Below are 17,956 nucleotides of genomic sequence, written 5' to 3'. Positions count from 1 at the left end.
CTGCAGCTGGCCCTGTGTTTATCTTCACTAATATCCCAGTAGGCTGGGGAGGAACAGAGTTATTTCGGGTACGTAGGCGATCACGAAGACAGAAAGAACCGATACAAATGCAAAGGGCAATGCCTTGATGGATATTTCTTCTATTGACGAACCCGAGACCCCGGAGGCTATAAACAGGTTTTCACCCAGCGGCGGTGTCTGGAAGCCAATCGACAGGCAGCAGACCACGACGATGCCGAAGTGGATGGGATCAATGCCCAGGTTGTAGGCCACCGGCAACAATACCGGGGTCAGTATCATGATGGCCGCCAGGGTCTCCATAAACATGCCGACAAACAGCAGGAAGAAGATGATCAGCGCCCAGATAAGATACAGGTTGGTGGTCATTTCCAGCATGGAGGAGGCGACAATCGCCGGGATCTGGTTCTCCACCAGCAGGCGGCCGAACACGGTGGCGGTAAACAGGATCAGCAACACGCGGCCGGTAAGCCAGGTGGTGGTTTCCAGCGAGTGCATCACATCCTTGAACTTCAGTTCTTTATGCACAAAGAAACCGATGACCAGGGTATAGAAGATGGCGACGATGGCCGACTCGGTCGGGGTAAACAGGCCGCTGTAGATACCGCCGAGGATCACGATCGGCGCCAGCACCGACCAGATGCCCTTGCGGAAGGCCGTCATGGTGGTCGCCATGGACCAGCCTTCGGTGGTGCCCTTGTAGCCATGCTTCCTGCACAAGAAGTAGTTCATGATCAGCAGGCCGACGGATAATACCAGGCCGGGAAAAAAGCCGGCGATAAACAGCTTGGGGATGGAAACGGACTGGAATTGGCCATATTGGGCAATGGCTTCGGGGGGCGCCATCAAGCCCATGGCGGAGATACCGAAGATGACCATGGGAATGGAAGGCGGTATCACCACCCCCAGGCCGCCGGAGGAGGCGGTAATGGCCGAGGCATAGCCTTTGCTGTAGCCCCGTTGCACCATGGCCGGGATCATCAGCATGCCGACCGCGGCCGTGGTGGCCGGACCAGAGCCGGAGATGGCGCCGAAGAACATGCAGGCCATGACGGTGGCGGCCGACATGCCGCCGGTAAAGGGGCCGGCGAAGCTTTCCGCCAGGTCAACCAGGCGTTTGGAGATGCCTGCCGCTTCCATCAGTGCGCCCGCCAGGATAAAGGCTGGTAAGGCCATCAGGGGGAATGAGCCCACCGAGGTAAAGGCGATCTGTACAAACTTGATGGGATTCTCACCCAGATATAAAAATGAGGCGAGAGCCGATACTCCCAGCGACACGCTGATGGGAGCACCCATCAACAGCAACAGCAGGAAGCTCCCGAATAATATCATGACTACCGATGTTTCCACCATGGGACAACTCCTGAACTAGTTCGACTGGGTTTCTTTATCAGATGATTCAATAAGCTTTTCAACTTCCAGTGATTCAGGATCCCTGATATCAATGCCTTTGATCAGCTTATAGTAATTGACCTGGATGATGCGGAAGGTCATTAACGCAAACGCGATAGGCAAGATCATATAAACGTATTTCATCGGGAATCCCAGGGTCTGGGATTTCCAGAACAGGTTCATCTTATTGAAGACAAAGTCATAGCTCAGGAAAACGAAGTAGCAGTTGAAGCCAATCCAGATTAAATCTGCCAGGGCTTCAGATACCACTGCCACCTTGGGTGGAAAGAGTTTGAACTGGAAGGTGACCCTGTTGTGTGCTGCCAATTTAGTTGCATAGCTGGCGCCGAAATAGACGAACCAGACAAACATATAGGTGGATAACTCTTCACTCCAGGCTATAGAGTGGTTAAAGACCTGCCGCGAAACGATTTGTATGAACAGGATGACAACAAAGGTTGCCAACAGGCTCCGACAAATAAAACTTTCTATATTATCTATCAAGCTGTAAATCAGCTTTCCGATGGTCATTGCTTATTTCTCCCTGATAAAAATGCACTCAGCCAGGAAGCTGGTCTGAGTGCATTCTGGCTGAGCATGTTGCTTAGATTTCGTCGCGGCCCAGGGATTTCAGGATCTTGTTCAGCTCGTCCTTGCCACCCAGCTGATCATAGTACTTGGGCCATACTTGGCTGATGGCTTTATCCATCCATTCCTTTTCACCGTTGGCAGGCTGGGTGATTTCCATGCCTTTGCTGACCAGTTCGGCCTTGATTTTGTCTTCCTGCTCAACCAACCATTTGGCGCTGTGCTCGGTGGCGGCCTTGCCGGCATCCAGGATAGCCTGCTGTACATCGGCGGGCTGGGACTGGAACACGGACTCGGAGACGATCAGCGGTTCGATGGAGAACAGATAACGGATATCGGTGATATATTTCTGCACTTCATCAAATTTCATCGAAGATACGGTGAGGTAGGGGTTATCCTGTCCATCGACCACGCCCAGTTGCAGGCCGGTGAAGGTTTCGGACCAGGCCATGGGGGTGGGGTTGATGCCCCAGGCGCGATAGGTGTCGATCATGATTTCATTCTGGGGCACTCGGATCTTCAGATCCTGGAGATCTTCCAGGCTCTGCACCGGGTGCTTGGAATTGGTCAGCACCCGGAAGCCGGTATAGGTCCAGCCGACGATGCGCACACCCGCGTCGCGGATGGTATTTTCCACCAACTGCTGACCGACCTCGCCCTGGGTCAGCATCACCGCATCATCCACGCTCTGCATCATGTAGGGCAGGGTCAGCACGCCGACGGAGGGAGAGAAGGGGGTAACGTTGTTGATGGCCAGGATGGAGAAGTCCAGCAGGCCCATAGAAGCGTCGTTGACGGTGGCCTGTTCATCGCCCAGCTGGCCGTTGAGGAATAGTTGGGTGTCGTGTTTGCCGCCGGTTTTTTCCTTGAATACTTCCGCGAATTTCAGCCCCAACTCATGTTGGGCACTGCCGGCGCCGTCCCCCACCGCAACCCTGAAGGTGGCGGCCTGTGCCATGGAACTGCTGACCGCAGCCGCGGTTAAACACAGGGCGACGGACAAAGATTTTACAAAACGTTGTTTGAATATCATGACTTCTTGCTCCAGTTTCCGATACCCCGCCCTTTGGCGGGACAATGACCTTCCGTGATGCCGGGCAGCAGGGTGCCATATGTCCCTTTGCTGCCTACAACTGGCTCAACTCATGCTGTCTCTCCCCGTCAGGGTGTCACCTGAATGGCACCCTTTTGTCTGGCGGGCAGAGAAGAATGACCCGTTGATAATATTCGAATTTGACCCCGCAAATAGTTAGGACCACTTGCCTTTAGGTACTGGGTCCAGTGAAAAAACACTTTTATTTCAATGGTTTGTGGTAATTGATTGTAAAGTAAATGTTATCTTTTTGTTTGCCTAACTCCCAGTGCCCTGCCCATCAAAGCCAGCACCTCATCGAACACCCTGTTGTCAAGGGACTTGTTCAAGTCTAGCAGTTGGCTGTGGCGATAGTAACTGCTTAAATCCAGTCCCACTCCCAGGGCGCAGAGGGCCAACTGGCCATTGCGTTCCAGACGGCTCGCCACCTGCCGCAGATGGAGGTCGAGGATGTCTTCCTCGTTGACTTTGTGGGTGGCGGTGTCCATCGGGCAGCCGTCGGAGATCACCACCAGCAAGCGATCCTGTTCGTTGCGTTCCAGCAACCGCAGCTCGGCCCATTGCAGCGCCTCGCCGTCCAGTCCTTCGCGAAACAGATCGCCCTTGAGCAGGGCGGCGATGGCGGGCCTGGCCCGACGCCAGCTGGTATCGGCGGTTTTATAAACCACGTGGCAGCGTTCGTTGAGCCGGCCAGGATTGGCGGGTTGCCCACTGCGCTGCCATTGGCGCAAGGGTTTGCCGCCATTCCAGTGGCCGGTGGTAAAGCCGAGTATTTCGACCTTGGCGCCGACCCGTTCCAGGGCGCGGGCCAGGGTATCCACCAGCATAGCGATGCTTTCAATATGGGCACGCATGGAGCCTGAATTGTCGATCAGGAAAGTCACCACGGCGTCACCGTGGGGCTCTATCTGTTCTTGCTTGAACACCCGTCGGTCGGCGCTCGAGGTGACCAGGGTGGACAGCCGGCGGCCGTCGAGCCGGCCGTCTTCCTCACCGAAGCGCCAGCCGCTGAGGCGGGGCCTGGCCAGCAGGTGACGCAGCTTCTTGGTGAGCAGATTAAGGTTGAGGCCCTGTTCCTGGATGCGTTTGTCCAGGGTCTCGCGCAGGCTGCGCAGCAGCTCCGGGCGCACCCGTTTCTCGGCCGGCCACTGTTTGTCAAACTGCTCGGTGTAGATGCGATAGTCGAGCCGCTCTGCTGCCTGACGCAGGCGGAGTTCCAGTTGAGATTGGCTTTGGGCCAGGCCGTCCTCTCCGTCGCCCTCTGGTTCCAGCAACAGGCCGAAGGCCTTCTTGGTGTTATCGGCCAGCTCGTCGGCCTTGCGCTCATCATTTTTCAGCATCTCGGCACTGAGCTCGTCGATCATGCCATGCAGACAGAGGGCGATTCTCTGGGCCTGCTCGGCAAAGGCCGCCTGATCCTGGCAGTTACGGCGCAACAGGCCAAAGGGAGGGCCGATTTCCCGCAGCAGGAACATGCGGGTCGACTCTATTTGCATCTCGGTTGCTTCATCCAGCGGTCCGCCACCGAGCTGTACCCAACTCATCTGTGCCAGGGTGAACAGCAGCAGGCCGATATGGTTTTCGGTCTGACCCGAGGCCTGGAACTGGTTGCTCCAGGCGGTGAACCTGTGATGCAGGTTATGTTTACTGCCCGGGTGATAGGGTTCGACCAGGGACTCGACCCTGAGCTGCTCCAGCAGCTCGAACACCAGCCGGGCTACGGGTTGGGCCGGCAGCCAGTGGCGGTGGATCTCGGGGTTGTTGTGGCGCAGGCGCAGGGCGATGGCGTCGGCGGTGCCGCGAAACGAGCCCAGGTCATCCTTGCCCGGTTCGGGATGCAGATGGGGGGGACGCAAGGGATAGGGTTGGCCGTTCCATTCCAGCTGGTGGCCCCGGTAGCGGATGTCTTTTTGGGCCGAAAGGGCGCGCATCAGGGCCGCGCTCAGCTCTTCCAGCCGTTGCTGTTTGCGTTCTTCCTGGGCCTGGTCCAGGCCCGGTGTGGTCGGAGGCGTGGTCATCTTGGGGTTTCCTCACAAGGCGGATTATGGGACCGTCGGGTGGGGAAAGGGATTAGCTCCGCCGACCATCCGCGTCATGGTCGGAAAGAGCTCCTGCCATTCCGACAATCCCGCCATCCCTGGCGGTCAGATGCGAAGCTGAGCCCCAGGGATGGGTTTACGGCGAGTCGGTGGAGCTAAGCGTTTTTCCACCACAACTCGGAATCTGAATATCTGCGGCCAGCACCGTCAGTTTAATGGGGGCTAGGTTATAGCAATGTCAGTTTGACAGACTGGGACTCCTGCAGTTCCTGATCGAAGCAGCGCTGGTAATACTCGGCCACCAGCGGGCGTTCGGCCTCGTCACACTTGTTGAGGAACGACAACCGGAAGGCGAGGGCCGGATCGTTGAAGATCTCGGTATTTTCCGCCCAGGAGATCAGGGTGCGGGGCGACATCAGGGTGGACAGATCGCCGGCGGCAAAGCCTTCCCGGGTTAGCTCGGCGACCGCCACCATGGCGTCGATCAGCTTGTAGCCGGCCTCGTCGGCGTAGCGGGGCACCTTGCCCTGCACGATGCGGATTTCGTCGGCCCTGGGCAGGTAGTTGAGGCTGGCCACTATGTTCCAGCGATCCATCTGCGCCTGGTTGACGTTCTGGGTGCCGTGATACAGGCCGGTGACATTGCCCAGGCCCACGGTATTGGCGGTGGCGAACAGCCGGAAATAGGAGTGGGGATTGATCACCTGGTTTTGATCCAGCAGGGTGAACTTGCCGTCCTGCTCCAGGATCCGCTGGATCACGAACATCACGTCCGGGCGGCCCGCATCGAACTCGTCGAAGATCAGGGCCACCGGCCGGCGCAGGGCCCAGGGCACTATGCCTTCCTGGAACTCGGTGATCTGCTTGCCGTCCTTCAACACTATGGTGTCCTTGCCCACCAGATCCAGGCGGCTGATATGGCCGTCCAGGTTGACCCGTACGCAGGGCCAGTTCAGCCGGGCCGCCACCTGTTCGATATGGGTGGACTTGCCGGTGCCGTGCAGGCCCTGGATCATCACCCGGCGGTTGCGGGTAAAGCCGGCCAGGATGGCCATGGTGACATCCGGATTGAAGCAATAGCTAGGGTCGGCCTCGGGTACGTGTTCATCCTTGTGGGTAAAGACGGGCACCTTGAAGTCGGAGTCGATATCAAACAACTCGCGGACGGAAACAAGCCGGCTGGGGCGCTCGTGGATCAGGTCGGTCATGATATCGGCCTCTTCGGATTAGCATCATGCTGTAACTAAGATGTTAACCAGTGTAACCGGCCCGCGGCCAGGGGGCAGGGGCCAGTTATCAGGGCCGCATATGGCCAGCCTGAACCAACCCTGTTCTACCCGGCCGGCATTATGCGGATTTGCCCTGCAGGCTCTGTATCGAGGCCACCAGATCGTTGAAACGTTCCCCCTGGATCTGCACATGACTCTTGATGGTGGCTTCGGCGCTGGCTTCGTCGCCATGGGCGAGGGCGGCGATCACGGCTTCATGTTCGGCGAAGGATTGCTCCAGACGATGGCGAACATGCAGCTGCATGCGCCGGTAGGGTTTGAGGATGGCATGCAGACGGGCCGCCTCCTTGGCCAGGAAGCTGTTGTGGCTGGCTTCGTAGAGACGGTGGTGAAAGATGCCGTTTTCGTAGTAATAACCGTTGGCGTCCCCGGCCTCGGCCCGTTCGCGACAGGCCTCATGGGCGTCGCGCAGCCCCTTTAATTCATCCGCGGTAATGCGGCGGGCCGCCAGCCGGGCGCACATGCCTTCCAGTTCGGCCATGACCTCGAAGCGCTCCACCAGTTCGGCGATCCCGAGCTGGGTGACGAAGGTACCCCGTTTGGGTACCACCTGCACCATGCCCGATACCGCCAGCTGCTGGATCGCCTCACGAATAGGGGTGCGGGAACACTGGTATTCCTTGGCCAAAGCCTCCGGATCCAGCCGTGCCCCGGGCGGGAAGCGGCCGTCGACGATGGCGTCTTCCAGCAGGTCGCGCAGTCGCTGCGCCTGGGAAATTGTGCCCATGCTTCACCTCTTTCTCTTGACATATATATATGTTGATCGTATCTGTTATATACAACAAGATGGCAACATGAATTTAACAATGCGTGTCTTGTATTATTTTACTCAGGGCTTTCCGGACTTAGCAAGCGCGGGAGCCCGGTCTACGGATTTTGTTAAGAGGACAAGGAAGATGCCGAGTAACAGCATAAATAGTCAAAAGAGCCTGTTGGCGGAAGGCAGTTCGATGCAACATTTCATGCAGCGACTGGGAGATGGTGCCGCGGCCTTCAGTCTACGCTGGATCCCAGCCCCCTTTTCGTTTGCCATTGTGCTTACCATACTGGTGTACTTGGCGGCCTTGCTGGCCACCGAGCGCGGGCCTATCGAACTGGTGGACGATTGGTACGGTGGCTTCTGGAATTTGTTGGCCTTTGGCATGCAGATGGTGCTGATCGTCGTTACCGGTTACGGTCTGGCGACATCGCCTCCGGTACAGCGAGCCCTGCGTTGGTTGTCCGCCCGGCCGCGTAGTGCAGGCGGCGCCGTAGCCATGACCGCCGCGATCACTGGTTTGCTGGCGTTTCTGCATTGGGGGGTTGCCCTGGTGGTGGGCGCGTTTCTGGCCAAGGAAGTGGCCAAATCAGCCAAGCTACGCGGGCTCAAGGCGCACTTTCCCCTGATCGCCGCCGCCGGTTATGGCGGGGCAGTGGTTTCTCAGACTGGATTGTCGAGTTCTGCCGCGCTGCTGGTGAATACCCCGGGCCACTTTCTTGAAGATAAGATCGGCCTGCTGTCGCTGTCGGAGACTATCTTTCAGCCCTATAGCCTGGTTTTTGTACTGCTGACCCTGTTTTTGATGCCATTACTGCTGGCCAGCTTGCATCCCCGTAAGGATAAAGTGATCGAGATCGCCGATACCGCTGATGCCCACATCGATGCATGTGCGCATGAGGCGGGGGCATCGAGCCCTGCCGAGCGTTTGAATCGGAGCCGTCTGCTGATGGGGGGCATCGTCGCTGCTGGCTTGCTCTATGTGGCGCGCTATCTCGCCGACAACGGCCTGCTGGGCCTTAATCTGAACGTGTTGAACTTCGCCATGCTGATGCTCGGCATGGTGCTGCATGGCACTTTGGCCAACTACGGCCGGGCAATTGCAAACGGAACCTCGGCTGCCAGCGGCATTATCCTGCAATTTCCCTTCTACGCCGGCATCCTTGGCCTGATGGCGGGCAGTGGCTTGCTGGCGATGATCGCCAACTGGTTTGTCAGCATCTCGACGCCGGAGACCTTTCCCCTGTGGTCGATGATCAGTGCTGCCATCGTTAATTTCGCGGTGCCGTCCGCCGGTGGCCAATGGGCCATACAGGGGCCCATAGCGGTGGAAGCGGCCCAGCAGCTCGGCCTGCCTTCCCATGTGGCCGTGATGACGGTGATGATGGGCGATCAGCTGACCAACCTGGCCCAGCCCTTCTGGCTGCTGCCCCTGCTGGGTATTACCGGACTGAAGGTCGGCCAGATACTGGGCTATACGATGATCCTGATGGCGGCCGTGTTCCTTATCAATGCAGGCTGTCTGCTGCTGTTGCTCTAACTTCCGGATATTGAAACGAGGAGAGGCCGAATGGACCTGAATATCAGTTTTCTGCAGCGATTGCTGTCCAATATCACCAGGGGAAAGGGGTATCGCCACCACGAGGTGGCGGCCCAGGCCTCCAGCCTGAGCCAGTTGGCGTCGGCCTGCGAGGCCCTGATGCAGCGGGGTGGCGAAGCCCACCTGGTGCTGAAGGCCCAACAGGCACTGAGCCATTATGCCGGTCTGGAGGAGGCGGAAAAACATGCCTTTTTCAGCCTGCTGGCCGAACAGTACAGCGCCCGGCCGCAGGCCATCCACGATGCCTACGAGGCCTATCGGCAGCAAGAGAGCAATGCCCACCTGCAGCGTTTGTTCCAGGCCTGCGAGCCGCGTCGCCAGGATCTGTTGCGCCGACTCAATCAATGCCCGGGAGGTACTTACGAGCTGGTGAGGATGCGGGCCGACCTGCTGGGGATGCTCAGGCAGGATCCGGCGCTGGCGCCACTGGATGCCGATTTCGCCCATCTCTTCTCCTCCTGGTTCAACCGCGGCTTCCTGGTGCTGGAGAGCATCGACTGGAATACCCCGGCGGCGATCCTCGAGAAGATCATCCGTTACGAGGCGGTACATGAGATCCGCGACTGGAGTGATCTGCGTCGGCGGCTGGATCCGGATGATCGCCGCTGTTATGCCTTCTTCCATCCGGCGACCGGCGATGAACCGCTGATCTTCGTCGAGGTGGCGCTATGCCGGGGCATTCCCGGCAGTATCCAGGGCATTCTCGGCGGGGGTGACGAGGTCGCCCCCCAGGACGCGGATACCGCCGTGTTTTACAGCATCAGCAATTGTCAGGCGGGGCTGAAGGGCATTTCCTTCGGTAACTTCCTGATCAAGCAGGTGGTCCAGGAGCTCAAACGCGATCTGCCGGGCCTGAGGAACTTCGTCACCCTGTCGCCGGTACCCGGCTTCGCCGGCTGGTTGGACGCCCGCCGCCAGGCGGACCAGTGCCGGCTGGATATGGAGCAGGCGGCGCGGCTGGATGCGGGCGACTGGGCCGATGACGAGGCGGCGCGGGCGGCGCTCCGGCCGGATCTGCAGGGGCTGCTGGCCCATTACCTGGTTGAAGAAAAGCATCGCAATGGCCAGCCGCTGGACCCGGTGGCGCGTTTCCATCTGGGCAACGGCGCCAGCCTGCATCGAATCAACTGGCTGGCAGATACCTCGGCCAAGGGGCTGCGTCAGTCCCATGGCCTGATGGTCAACTATCTCTATGAGCCGGACAAGATCGAACAGCATCAGGAGGCATTCAGCCGGGAAGGTGCCGTGGCCTGCACCGCCGAATTACGCCGCGAAGCCAGGCACGCCCAGCCGTTGCTGAACGTCGCCGCCGCTGTATGAGCGGCTCACATCAAGTTAATAACAAGGAAGATGCCATGAATCAGAACCTCTACCTGCAGTTTTTCGATAATTTCCAGCGCAACCCGGGCAAGATCCTGCTCGATACCGCCGAGGGCAAGCAGTATAGCTATGCCGAGGTGCTGGCCACCGCCCGGCGTCTGGCCGGCGTGTTGAAGTCCCTGGGCGTCGCGCCGGGAGACCGGGTGGCGGTGCAGGTGGACAAGAGTCCGGAGGCGGTCATGCTGTACCTTGCCTGTTTGCAGATGGGCGGCGTCTACCTGCCGCTCAATACCGCCTATACCGGAGAGGAGATCGCCTATTTCCTGGGGGACGCCGAACCCAGGCTCTATGTCTGCCGTCCCCAGGCCATGGCGGAAGCCGGCGAGCTGGCCCGGCACAGCGGTGTGCCCTGTGTCGAAAGCCTGGGCACCGCCGCCGACGGCAGCCTGATGACAATGGCTGCCCGGACCCAAGCATACCTGCCTGTGGCCGAGGTCGAGGCCGATGCGCTGGCGGCGATACTGTACACCTCGGGCACCACGGGGCGCTCCAAGGGCGCCATGCTCAGCCACGGCAACCTGGCCAGCAACAGCCGGGTACTGACCGAAGCCTGGCAGTTCAGTGCCGAAGACCATCTGCTGCATGCTCTGCCCATCTTCCATACCCATGGCCTGTTCGTGGCGTGCAACATCATACTGACCGCCGGCGCCTCCATGACCTTCCTGCCCAGGCTGGATGCGGAACAGCTGATCGAGCTGATGCCGCGCGCGACCGTGCTGATGGGGGTGCCGACCTTCTATACCCGGCTGCTGCAGTCGCCCCGGCTGAACCGCGAGGCGGTGGCCGGCATGCGGCTCTTTATTTCCGGCTCGGCGCCCCTGCCGGCGGAAACACACGATGAGTTTCGTACGCGTACCGGCCATGCCATCCTGGAGCGCTACGGCATGACCGAAACCAATATGAACAGCTCCAATCCCTATCACGGCGAGCGGCGCGCCGGCACCGTCGGTTTGCCCTTGCCGGGTACGGAGATCCGCATCACAGATCGCGCCAGTGGCGCCGAATTGCCCAGGGGAGAAACCGGTATGGTCGAGCTGCGTGGCCCCAACGTGTTTCGGGGGTACTGGCGGATGCCGGAGAAGACCCGCGCCGAATTCCGCGACGACGGTTTCTTTATTACCGGCGACCTGGGCGTGATCGACCAGGACGGTTATCTGCATATCGTCGGCCGCGACAAGGATCTGGTGATCTCCGGGGGCTACAACGTCTATCCCAAGGAAGTCGAGCAGTTGATCGATGAGCTGCCCGGGGTGCTGGAGTCGGCGGTGATCGGCGTGCCCCATCCCGATTTGGGGGAAGGAGTGACGGCGGTGGTGGTGGCGATGGGCGGGGCCGTGCCGGATGAGGCGCAGATACTGGCCGCCCTGCACGGCCGGCTGGCCCGCTACAAGCAGCCCAAGCGGGTATTTTTCGTCGATACCCTTCCGCGCAACGTCATGGGCAAGGTACAGAAAAAGCAGCTGCGCGAGACCTATGCCCAGGCATACAGTCGGCAGGATGCCTGTGCCTGAGGGCACTTTGACTCACTTGATTCGGAATGCGAGGTAGAAATGACAGCGATAGTATCCCCCCCTTTACCGGCGTCGTCCGGATACCAAATGCCTGAGCTGGTGCAGCTTGAGGCGCTGGCCCTGTCCAGGGCCATCCGTTCCCGCGCGGTCTCCTGCCGCGAGGTGATGCAGGCCTATCTGGCCCATATCGAAGCGGTTAATCCGCAGGTCAACGCCATTGTCTCGTTGCAGGATGGTGAGCGGCTGCTGGCCCAGGCCGACGAGCGGGACCGGCAACTGGCGCGGGGAGAGTACCTGGGCTGGCTGCACGGCATTCCCCAGGCGATCAAGGACCTGTCTCCTTCCGCCGGTATCCGCACCACCCTGGGGTCACCGCTGTTCCGGGATCATGTCCCCGAGCAGGACGGCACCATGGTGTCGCGCATCAGGCGCGAGGGCGCCATTTTCATCGGCAAGACCAATACCCCGGAGTTCGGCCTGGGCTCCCAGACCTATAACACCGTGTTCGGGGCGACCCGCAATGCCTATGATCACGGTCGCACGGCCGGGGGCTCCAGTGGCGGAGCGGCGGTTGCACTGGCCATGCGCATGCTGCCGGTGGCAGACGGCAGCGACATGATGGGCTCGTTGCGCAACCCCGCCGCCTTCAACAATGTATTCGGGTTCCGGCCTTCTTTCGGGCGTGTGCCCTACGGCCCCGCTCCCGACGTTTTTGGCCAGCAGCTCGCCACCGAAGGGCCCATGGGGCGCAGCGTCGCCGATGTGGCCCGCCTGCTGGCCACCCAGGCCGGTCCCGATCCACGGGCCCCCCTGGCCATCGCCGAAGATCCCGCGGTGTTTGCCGGCAAGCTGTTCCGGGACTTTTCCGGCGCCCGCATCGGCTGGTTGGGCGACTGGCAAGGTTATCTGCCGATGGAAACCGGCGTCTTGTCGCTGTGCGAGCAGGCGTTGCAGCACTTTGGTGAGCTGGGTTGCGAGGTTGAACCCCTGGTGCCCGAGTTCGATCCCGCCAGCCTGTGGCAATGCTGGCTGACATTGCGCCACTGGGCGGTGGCCGGCAACCTCGGCGAGTTATATGCAGATCCGGGTAAGCGCGCCCTGCTCAAGCCGGAGGCGCGCTGGGAAGTCGAGGGCGGGCTGGCGCTGTCTGCGCTGGATGTGCATAAGGCCAACCTGATCCGCAGCGCCTGGTACCAGAGCCTCCGGCTCTTGTTCGAGCGTTATGACTTCTTGGTGCTGCCCACCGCCCAGGTGTTCCCCTTCGAGGTCACCGAACCCTGGCCGAAACACATCCAGGGCACCGTCATGGATAGCTATCATCGCTGGATGGAAGTGGTCATTCCCGGCACCCTGTCAGGTTGTCCTGTGGCCAACCTGCCCGCCGGTTTCAACGCCGCCGGGCTGCCCATGGGATTGCAGGTGATCGGGCCCCATCAGGCCGATCTGGCCGTGCTGCAGCTTGCTCATGCCTATGAACAGACTGCGGGAGACTGGTTGAAACGTCTGCCCGGGGGATTAGCTGTATCCTAAAAACTGCTATGGGCGCCGAAGATTATTTCTATCGCTTATGGCGTGTGTTTCAAGGAAGCGAGTGACGCCGGCCTCGGCACTGGGGGCACTTTTCCTCGACGTGATGTTGTCCTTATCGCAAGGGGCTGGTGGCGCTGCAGCATCAGTCCCAAACGTGCTGTACGATCAAGGCGGCAGCCATCATCTTGTACCAAATAAACTCCCCTTTGTATGCAGGATTCAATGGGGCTGCACGGTGATCTTCTGGGGCGGGGCAACATGACATTCATGGAAGATCTTGGCGGTGCAGGTCTGGCAGATGGCCGGATCCAGCTGGTCGTAAATCCGGTGGATGGCCTTGCCCTTGTTGACAAAGATATGATCCTCGCCCAGTTCCTCGATCAGGTTGTTGCGCTTGAGGAAGCGGCTGACTCCGTCTTTCAGGTTGCACAGATAGAGGTCTCCGCCCTCGGCCCTGCGCCGTTTCGACTCCTGCACCAGCAATTCGGCGCCGACCATATCCACGAAGTTCATGCCGTTTCCCACGATCAGCAGCCTGGGCTCCTTGATCTGCTGCAGGTATTCCTGCACATGATTGACCGCGCCGAAAAACAGCGAGCCCTCGATGCGGATGATGCGCAGCTGGGGGCAATAGGGCAGGCGCTTGTGTTCGGCGCTGATAAAGAAGGGATGCTTGCTGTCCGGATCGGGCAAGATGGTGACGATGCGGGGGGAGGAGGTGCGCTTTAGGTAGAATACCAGCGACAGGAACACCCCGGTATAGATGGCGAACTCCAGGGCCACGAACAGGGTGGCGAAGAAGGTGGCCAGCAGCACGGTGGACTCCGACTTGCCGACCCGGATGATCAGCCGGATATGGTGAAAGTCGATCAGGTTCCAGGCCACCACCAGCAGCAATCCGGCCATGGCCGGGATCGGCAGATGAGGGATGAGATCGGCAAACAGCAGCAGGATCACCAGCAGGAACAGCGAGGCGAACACCGCCGCCAGGGGGGTGCGGGCACCGCTGGTATAGTTGACGCCGGTACGGGTAAAGGAACCGGAGGAGGCATAGCAGGAGAAAAAAGCCCCGACCACATTGGAAAGCCCCTGGCCTACAAATTCCTGATTATCGTCCAGGCGCTGATGGGAACGGGTGGCGATGGCCCGGGCGATGGCGGTTGCCTCGACCAGGCCCAGCAGGCTGATGGCCAGGGCGGCGGAGCCGAGGCTGCTGATATTATTCAGGCTGAGATCGGGCATGCTCAGCGGCGGCAGGCTGGCAGAAATGGCGCCGACCAGTGCGATATGTTGCCGCCCTGGATCCAGCAGCCAGGCAAGCACACTGGCGAGGATCAGCGCCAGCAGCATGTTGGGCCAGCGGGGCCGGAGTTTCTTGATGACCAGGCACAGAGCCAGGGTGACCAGGGCGATGGTCAGGCTGTAGAGGTTGGTGGCCGGTAAATGCTGCGCCACCTGCAGCCAGTTATCGATAAAAGTGCCGTCGGTGGTCAGCGAGAGGCCAAGTAGATTTTGCAGCTGGCTGGAGGCGATCACCACCGCCGCCCCGGCGGTAAAGCCGATGACCACCGAATGAGATACGAAATTGACCAGCACTCCCAGGCGGGCCATGGCCAGCGCCAGCTGAAACAGACCCTTCATCAGAGTCAGGGTCAGGGCCAGCTTGATGAACTCGGGCGTGCCCGGTGCGGCCAGTGGGCTGACCGAGGTGAACACCACGATCGACATGGCGGCGGTCGGACCGGAGATAAGGTGCCAGGAGGAACCGAACAGGGCGGCGATAATGGCCGGTATGATGGCGGCGTAGAGGCCATATTCGGGTGGCAGGCCGGCGATCAGCGCATAGGCCACCCCCTGGGGCAGGACGATAACCGCGTTGGTCAGGCCGGCGAGGAGATCGGCTCTCAAAACCTTGCCGTCGACGGACGGAGCCCATTGCAGGAAGGGCAGCAGGCGGGCCCATGACCGCGGCTTCAGTGCCCCGTTCTTTGCCATTTGTCCCCCCGATAAACTTGCCCAAGCTATAATCCTATTGCCTGGTGCCGTCTTTGACCAGTATCGATGGGATTTAGGCGTAAACAAGGTTGACTGACTGCAGGTAGGGTTGGCTCCACTCCGCCCCGGAAACTGGCATTTGTTACCTTGGTCACATCTATGTAACGTCTGCTCAATTCGAATCGTAAGCCGGCCCGGGGGCTGGTAGCCAATCCACTACATCATCGGTTAAAGGGACGGGGAAGCCCGGGCCCCGGCGATGCCCGTATTTAAGCATAAGGAGCAGTGATGGTGAATTTTACTTCATACAATCCGGCGACCGGGCAACCCACCGGGACCTTTGCCTGCCTGCCTGCCGCCGAGCTGGAGACCCGTGTCGATGCCAGCCGGCAGGCGGCGGAGCTTTGGCGGCATGCATCCTTTGCCGAACGTTCCGCCTTGCTGAATCAGCTGGCATCCCTGCTGTCGGCCAAGCGGCATCAGCTTGCGCAGTGTATGTCCCGGGAGATGGGCAAGTTGCAGAGTGAGGCCCTGGTGGAGGTGGATCGTTGTGCCCTGGAATGTGCCTATTTCGCCGCCCACGGCCAGGCCATGCTGCCGCTGGCGCGCAGCCTGACGACCTTTGAACCCATGGGGCCGGTGCTGTTGCTGACCTCTTGGCGTTTTCCCCTGTGGCAGGTGTTCCGCATGTTGGCGCCGACCCTGATGGCCGGCAACAGTGTGCTGCTGAAACTGGCCGAAAACCTGCCCCAGTGCGCACAGCAGATAGCACAGCTGCTGCAAGAGGCGGGCGCGCCGAGCGGACTGGTGAGCAGCCTGCTGATCTCCAAGCCGACGGTGGCGGGCCTGATCGCGGATCCACGGATCAAGGCGCTGGCCTTCAGCGGTAATAAAAAAGATGCCAGCCTGGTAGCCGCCTTGGCTGGCCAGCATCTCAAGAAAGTGGTGCTGGAACTGGATGAAATCGAGCTGCAGATTATCCTCGATGATGCGGATCTGGAGCAGGCGGTGGATGCGGCCCTGCGATCCCGTTTCCGCAATGCCGGCCAGCTGGGGCATGCTTCCCGGGGCTTTATCGTGACGCCCGCCATCGCCGACGATTTTGTGCGCAGGATGACAGCCCGGCTGGCGGAGATCCAGCCCGGCGATCCGCAGGATCTGGAGTCCAGTCTGGGCCCGCTGGCGACGGGGCAGCTACGGGATGATCTGCATCGGCAGGTGACGGCGGCCTTGGCGGCCGGTGCCCACGCGGTGTTGGGTTGCGAGCTGCCCACAGGCCAAGGCTGGTACTATCCGGCCTCCTTGCTGGATAAGGTCGGGCCCGAGATGGCGATCTTCCGCCAGCAGCTGAGTGGCCCCCTGGCCTGCGTGGTGCGGGTATCGGGCGTCGAGCAGATCACCGAACTGTGCAACAGCCTGGGTCAGGGAGGCACGGCCAGCATCTGGACCCGGGACCTGACCCAAGGCGAACGGCTGGCGCGCAGCCTGAGTGTCAGCGCCTGCTTTGTCAATGCGGAGCCCAATAAGGGCCGGGGTCATCCCCAGACCTTTGGCCCGGCACCGGAAGGTCGCTTCAATATCAAGGAGTTCTGCTATATGAAGTCGCTGGTCCTGTCGGTGTAGGCGGGTAGCGCAAGCGAGGGGTCCATGCGATCCCCGCATTCATGCCTTGCCCCGCTTGGTGCCAGCCGGCGGCTGAAACTGGCCCTGTTGTATATTTGCGCTGTTTATCTATAATCCGCACCAAAGCTTGTCTAGCCTGCCAGGAATGGCAACCGGCCTGCGCAGCAGGCACCCTCCGTCACGGATCCGACCCCTTCTAGTACAGCCGCTGACCCAGCCGCTTATATGAAAACCGCCGATGTCGGTTTTTAAGCTGGGTTTCATATGTTTTTATAGCAGTATCAATATCTTGGGCGAAAATAGATGACTTCAGCATATCCAACCCTTTCGCAAATGGGGATCACCTCGTTTGACAGTATCAGCCGCTACAGCCTGCGTCGTGAAGCCCGGGCTGATGTGCTCAAGGTGTATTACCACAGGGCGGCGGGCTCGTTGTTGTCACGCAGCAAGAAGTTCACCTTTGCCCGGGCCAAGGCCAACGTGCCGGTGGAGTTTCAGAAAACCGAAGAATGGCACAAACTGGAAGACACCAGTCCGGTGCTGCGCCAGGCGCTGGTGGAATTGCACCAGCTGCTTAAGCCGGTCGCGGCCGACGATGCCGGCACTCAAGATACCAAGCAGCAGTTGCTGGCCGACCTGGAGCATATGGAGCGGGTGATGAAAGCCAAGCTGGCGGAGTTGCGCCAGCAGATAGAAGCGCTGAAATAACCGGGTTGAGGGCGGCCATGCCGCCCTTTTATAATAAACCGGTGCTCAGATCAGTTTGTCTGCGCCTGTTTTTGCTTTAACAGCGATTCCGCCATTTTCTTGCCAAACAGCTCCATCACCGCCTCTTCATCCCCGTTGGCATCGCGCAGGGCCCCGACCATGGCTTCCAGGGTGGGCAGTGTCTTTTCGATCAACTGCTGCACATAGTGTTCCGGGGTAACCCGGGTAAAGGCCTCGTATTCGGCAAACAGACGGGCGGTGTCGGCATTCAATGAGATGGTCAGCTCTGTCTTCTCTGACATGGTGGACTCCTGTTGATCTTCGGCTAAGCGTTGACAGGCAATCTAGAATGCCCGGGCTGCCGGGGTTAGGACCAGCGTCCCCTGGTTGATAGGGCCAGCTGGTCTTATCTGTGATGACTAACTGGCACTAG

General features: G+C 60.0%; 14 protein-coding genes. 6 read left to right on the top strand and 8 right to left on the bottom strand.

Annotated features, from left to right (window positions below; all coding sequences use genetic code 11):
* Positions 1-27 precede the first annotated feature (27 nt).
* The 6 genes from ABD806_RS11045 to ABD806_RS11020 form a co-directional block, all read right to left on the bottom strand.
* A complete protein-coding gene (locus tag ABD806_RS11045) occupies positions 28-1,371 on the bottom strand; it encodes a TRAP transporter large permease (protein WP_344957864.1) in 1,344 nt (447 codons plus the stop codon).
* Positions 1,372-1,386: 15 nt separating this feature from the next.
* Entirely contained in the window at positions 1,387-1,941 is a 555-nt protein-coding gene (locus tag ABD806_RS11040) for a TRAP transporter small permease (protein ID WP_344957862.1), read from the bottom strand.
* A 73-nt stretch (positions 1,942-2,014) separates the two neighbouring features.
* A complete protein-coding gene (locus tag ABD806_RS11035) occupies positions 2,015-3,031 on the bottom strand; it encodes a TRAP transporter substrate-binding protein (protein WP_344957860.1) in 1,017 nt (338 codons plus the stop codon).
* Positions 3,032-3,333: 302 nt separating this feature from the next.
* Entirely contained in the window at positions 3,334-5,109 is a 1,776-nt protein-coding gene (locus tag ABD806_RS11030; protein ID WP_344957858.1) for a cobaltochelatase CobT-related protein, read from the bottom strand.
* A gap of 248 nt (positions 5,110-5,357) precedes the next feature.
* Positions 5,358-6,338 (bottom strand): AAA family ATPase, encoded by a 981-nt coding sequence (locus ABD806_RS11025; protein WP_344957856.1) that lies wholly within the window; start codon positions 6,336-6,338, stop codon positions 5,358-5,360.
* Between the two features lie 139 nt (positions 6,339-6,477).
* Complete coding sequence (locus ABD806_RS11020) at positions 6,478-7,146, bottom strand: GntR family transcriptional regulator (protein WP_344957854.1); 669 nt, start codon at positions 7,144-7,146, stop codon at positions 6,478-6,480.
* A gap of 223 nt (positions 7,147-7,369) precedes the next feature.
* On the opposite strand from ABD806_RS11020, the gene ABD806_RS11015 reads away from it, so the two are divergent.
* The 4 genes from ABD806_RS11015 to ABD806_RS11000 all read left to right on the top strand — a co-directional run bounded on the left by ABD806_RS11015 (position 7,370) and on the right by ABD806_RS11000 (position 13,197).
* Positions 7,370-8,716, top strand: coding sequence for a short-chain fatty acid transporter (locus ABD806_RS11015; protein ID WP_344957852.1), 1,347 nt, complete (start codon positions 7,370-7,372; stop codon positions 8,714-8,716).
* Between the two features lie 30 nt (positions 8,717-8,746).
* Positions 8,747-10,096 carry a malonyl-CoA decarboxylase gene (locus ABD806_RS11010; RefSeq protein WP_344957850.1) on the top strand — a complete coding sequence of 450 codons (1,350 nt, stop codon included), beginning with the start codon at positions 8,747-8,749 and terminating at the stop codon, positions 10,094-10,096.
* Between the two features lie 35 nt (positions 10,097-10,131).
* Positions 10,132-11,667, top strand: a complete 1,536-nt coding sequence (locus ABD806_RS11005; RefSeq protein ID WP_344957848.1) for a malonate--CoA ligase — start codon at positions 10,132-10,134, stop codon at positions 11,665-11,667.
* An 87-nt stretch (positions 11,668-11,754) separates the two neighbouring features.
* Positions 11,755-13,197 carry an amidase gene (locus tag ABD806_RS11000; protein WP_344957846.1) on the top strand — a complete coding sequence of 481 codons (1,443 nt, stop codon included), beginning with the start codon at positions 11,755-11,757 and terminating at the stop codon, positions 13,195-13,197.
* Between the two features lie 219 nt (positions 13,198-13,416).
* Here ABD806_RS11000 and ABD806_RS10995 read toward each other — a convergent pair whose 3' ends face one another.
* A complete protein-coding gene (locus tag ABD806_RS10995; RefSeq protein ID WP_344957844.1) occupies positions 13,417-15,192 on the bottom strand; it encodes a SulP family inorganic anion transporter in 1,776 nt (591 codons plus the stop codon).
* 288 nt (positions 15,193-15,480) lie between these two features.
* Between ABD806_RS10995 and ABD806_RS10990 the strand changes: the two genes are divergently transcribed.
* Both ABD806_RS10990 and ABD806_RS10985 read left to right on the top strand, forming a co-directional pair.
* Positions 15,481-16,815 carry an aldehyde dehydrogenase family protein gene (locus ABD806_RS10990; protein WP_344957842.1) on the top strand — a complete coding sequence of 445 codons (1,335 nt, stop codon included), beginning with the start codon at positions 15,481-15,483 and terminating at the stop codon, positions 16,813-16,815.
* A gap of 303 nt (positions 16,816-17,118) precedes the next feature.
* A complete protein-coding gene (locus tag ABD806_RS10985; RefSeq protein WP_344957840.1) occupies positions 17,119-17,523 on the top strand; it encodes a DUF3461 family protein in 405 nt (134 codons plus the stop codon).
* A 50-nt stretch (positions 17,524-17,573) separates the two neighbouring features.
* On the opposite strand, the gene ABD806_RS10980 is transcribed toward ABD806_RS10985, so the two are convergent.
* Positions 17,574-17,825 carry a hypothetical protein gene (locus ABD806_RS10980; RefSeq protein WP_344957838.1) on the bottom strand — a complete coding sequence of 84 codons (252 nt, stop codon included), beginning with the start codon at positions 17,823-17,825 and terminating at the stop codon, positions 17,574-17,576.
* Positions 17,826-17,956 lie beyond the last annotated feature (131 nt).

This window comes from Zobellella aerophila, from assembly GCF_039539325.1.
Classification (GTDB): Bacteria; Pseudomonadota; Gammaproteobacteria; order Enterobacterales; family Aeromonadaceae; genus Oceanimonas; species Oceanimonas aerophila.
This window is presented reverse-complemented; position numbering and strand designations above follow the sequence as displayed.

Coding starts and splice junctions, on each gene's coding strand:
- ABD806_RS11045 (WP_344957864.1), bottom strand. CDS start 1,371: ATGGTGGAAACATCGGTAGTCATGATATTATTCGGGAGCTTCCTGCTG.
- ABD806_RS11040 (WP_344957862.1), bottom strand. CDS start 1,941: ATGACCATCGGAAAGCTGATTTACAGCTTGATAGATAATATAGAAAGT.
- ABD806_RS11035 (WP_344957860.1), bottom strand. CDS start 3,031: ATGATATTCAAACAACGTTTTGTAAAATCTTTGTCCGTCGCCCTGTGT.
- ABD806_RS11030 (WP_344957858.1), bottom strand. CDS start 5,109: ATGACCACGCCTCCGACCACACCGGGCCTGGACCAGGCCCAGGAAGAA.
- ABD806_RS11025 (WP_344957856.1), bottom strand. CDS start 6,338: ATGACCGACCTGATCCACGAGCGCCCCAGCCGGCTTGTTTCCGTCCGC.
- ABD806_RS11020 (WP_344957854.1), bottom strand. CDS start 7,146: ATGGGCACAATTTCCCAGGCGCAGCGACTGCGCGACCTGCTGGAAGAC.
- ABD806_RS11015 (WP_344957852.1), top strand. CDS start 7,370: ATGCAACATTTCATGCAGCGACTGGGAGATGGTGCCGCGGCCTTCAGT.
- ABD806_RS11010 (WP_344957850.1), top strand. CDS start 8,747: ATGGACCTGAATATCAGTTTTCTGCAGCGATTGCTGTCCAATATCACC.
- ABD806_RS11005 (WP_344957848.1), top strand. CDS start 10,132: ATGAATCAGAACCTCTACCTGCAGTTTTTCGATAATTTCCAGCGCAAC.
- ABD806_RS11000 (WP_344957846.1), top strand. CDS start 11,755: ATGCCTGAGCTGGTGCAGCTTGAGGCGCTGGCCCTGTCCAGGGCCATC.
- ABD806_RS10995 (WP_344957844.1), bottom strand. CDS start 15,192: ATGGCAAAGAACGGGGCACTGAAGCCGCGGTCATGGGCCCGCCTGCTG.
- ABD806_RS10990 (WP_344957842.1), top strand. CDS start 15,481: ATGGTGAATTTTACTTCATACAATCCGGCGACCGGGCAACCCACCGGG.
- ABD806_RS10985 (WP_344957840.1), top strand. CDS start 17,119: ATGACTTCAGCATATCCAACCCTTTCGCAAATGGGGATCACCTCGTTT.
- ABD806_RS10980 (WP_344957838.1), bottom strand. CDS start 17,825: ATGTCAGAGAAGACAGAGCTGACCATCTCATTGAATGCCGACACCGCC.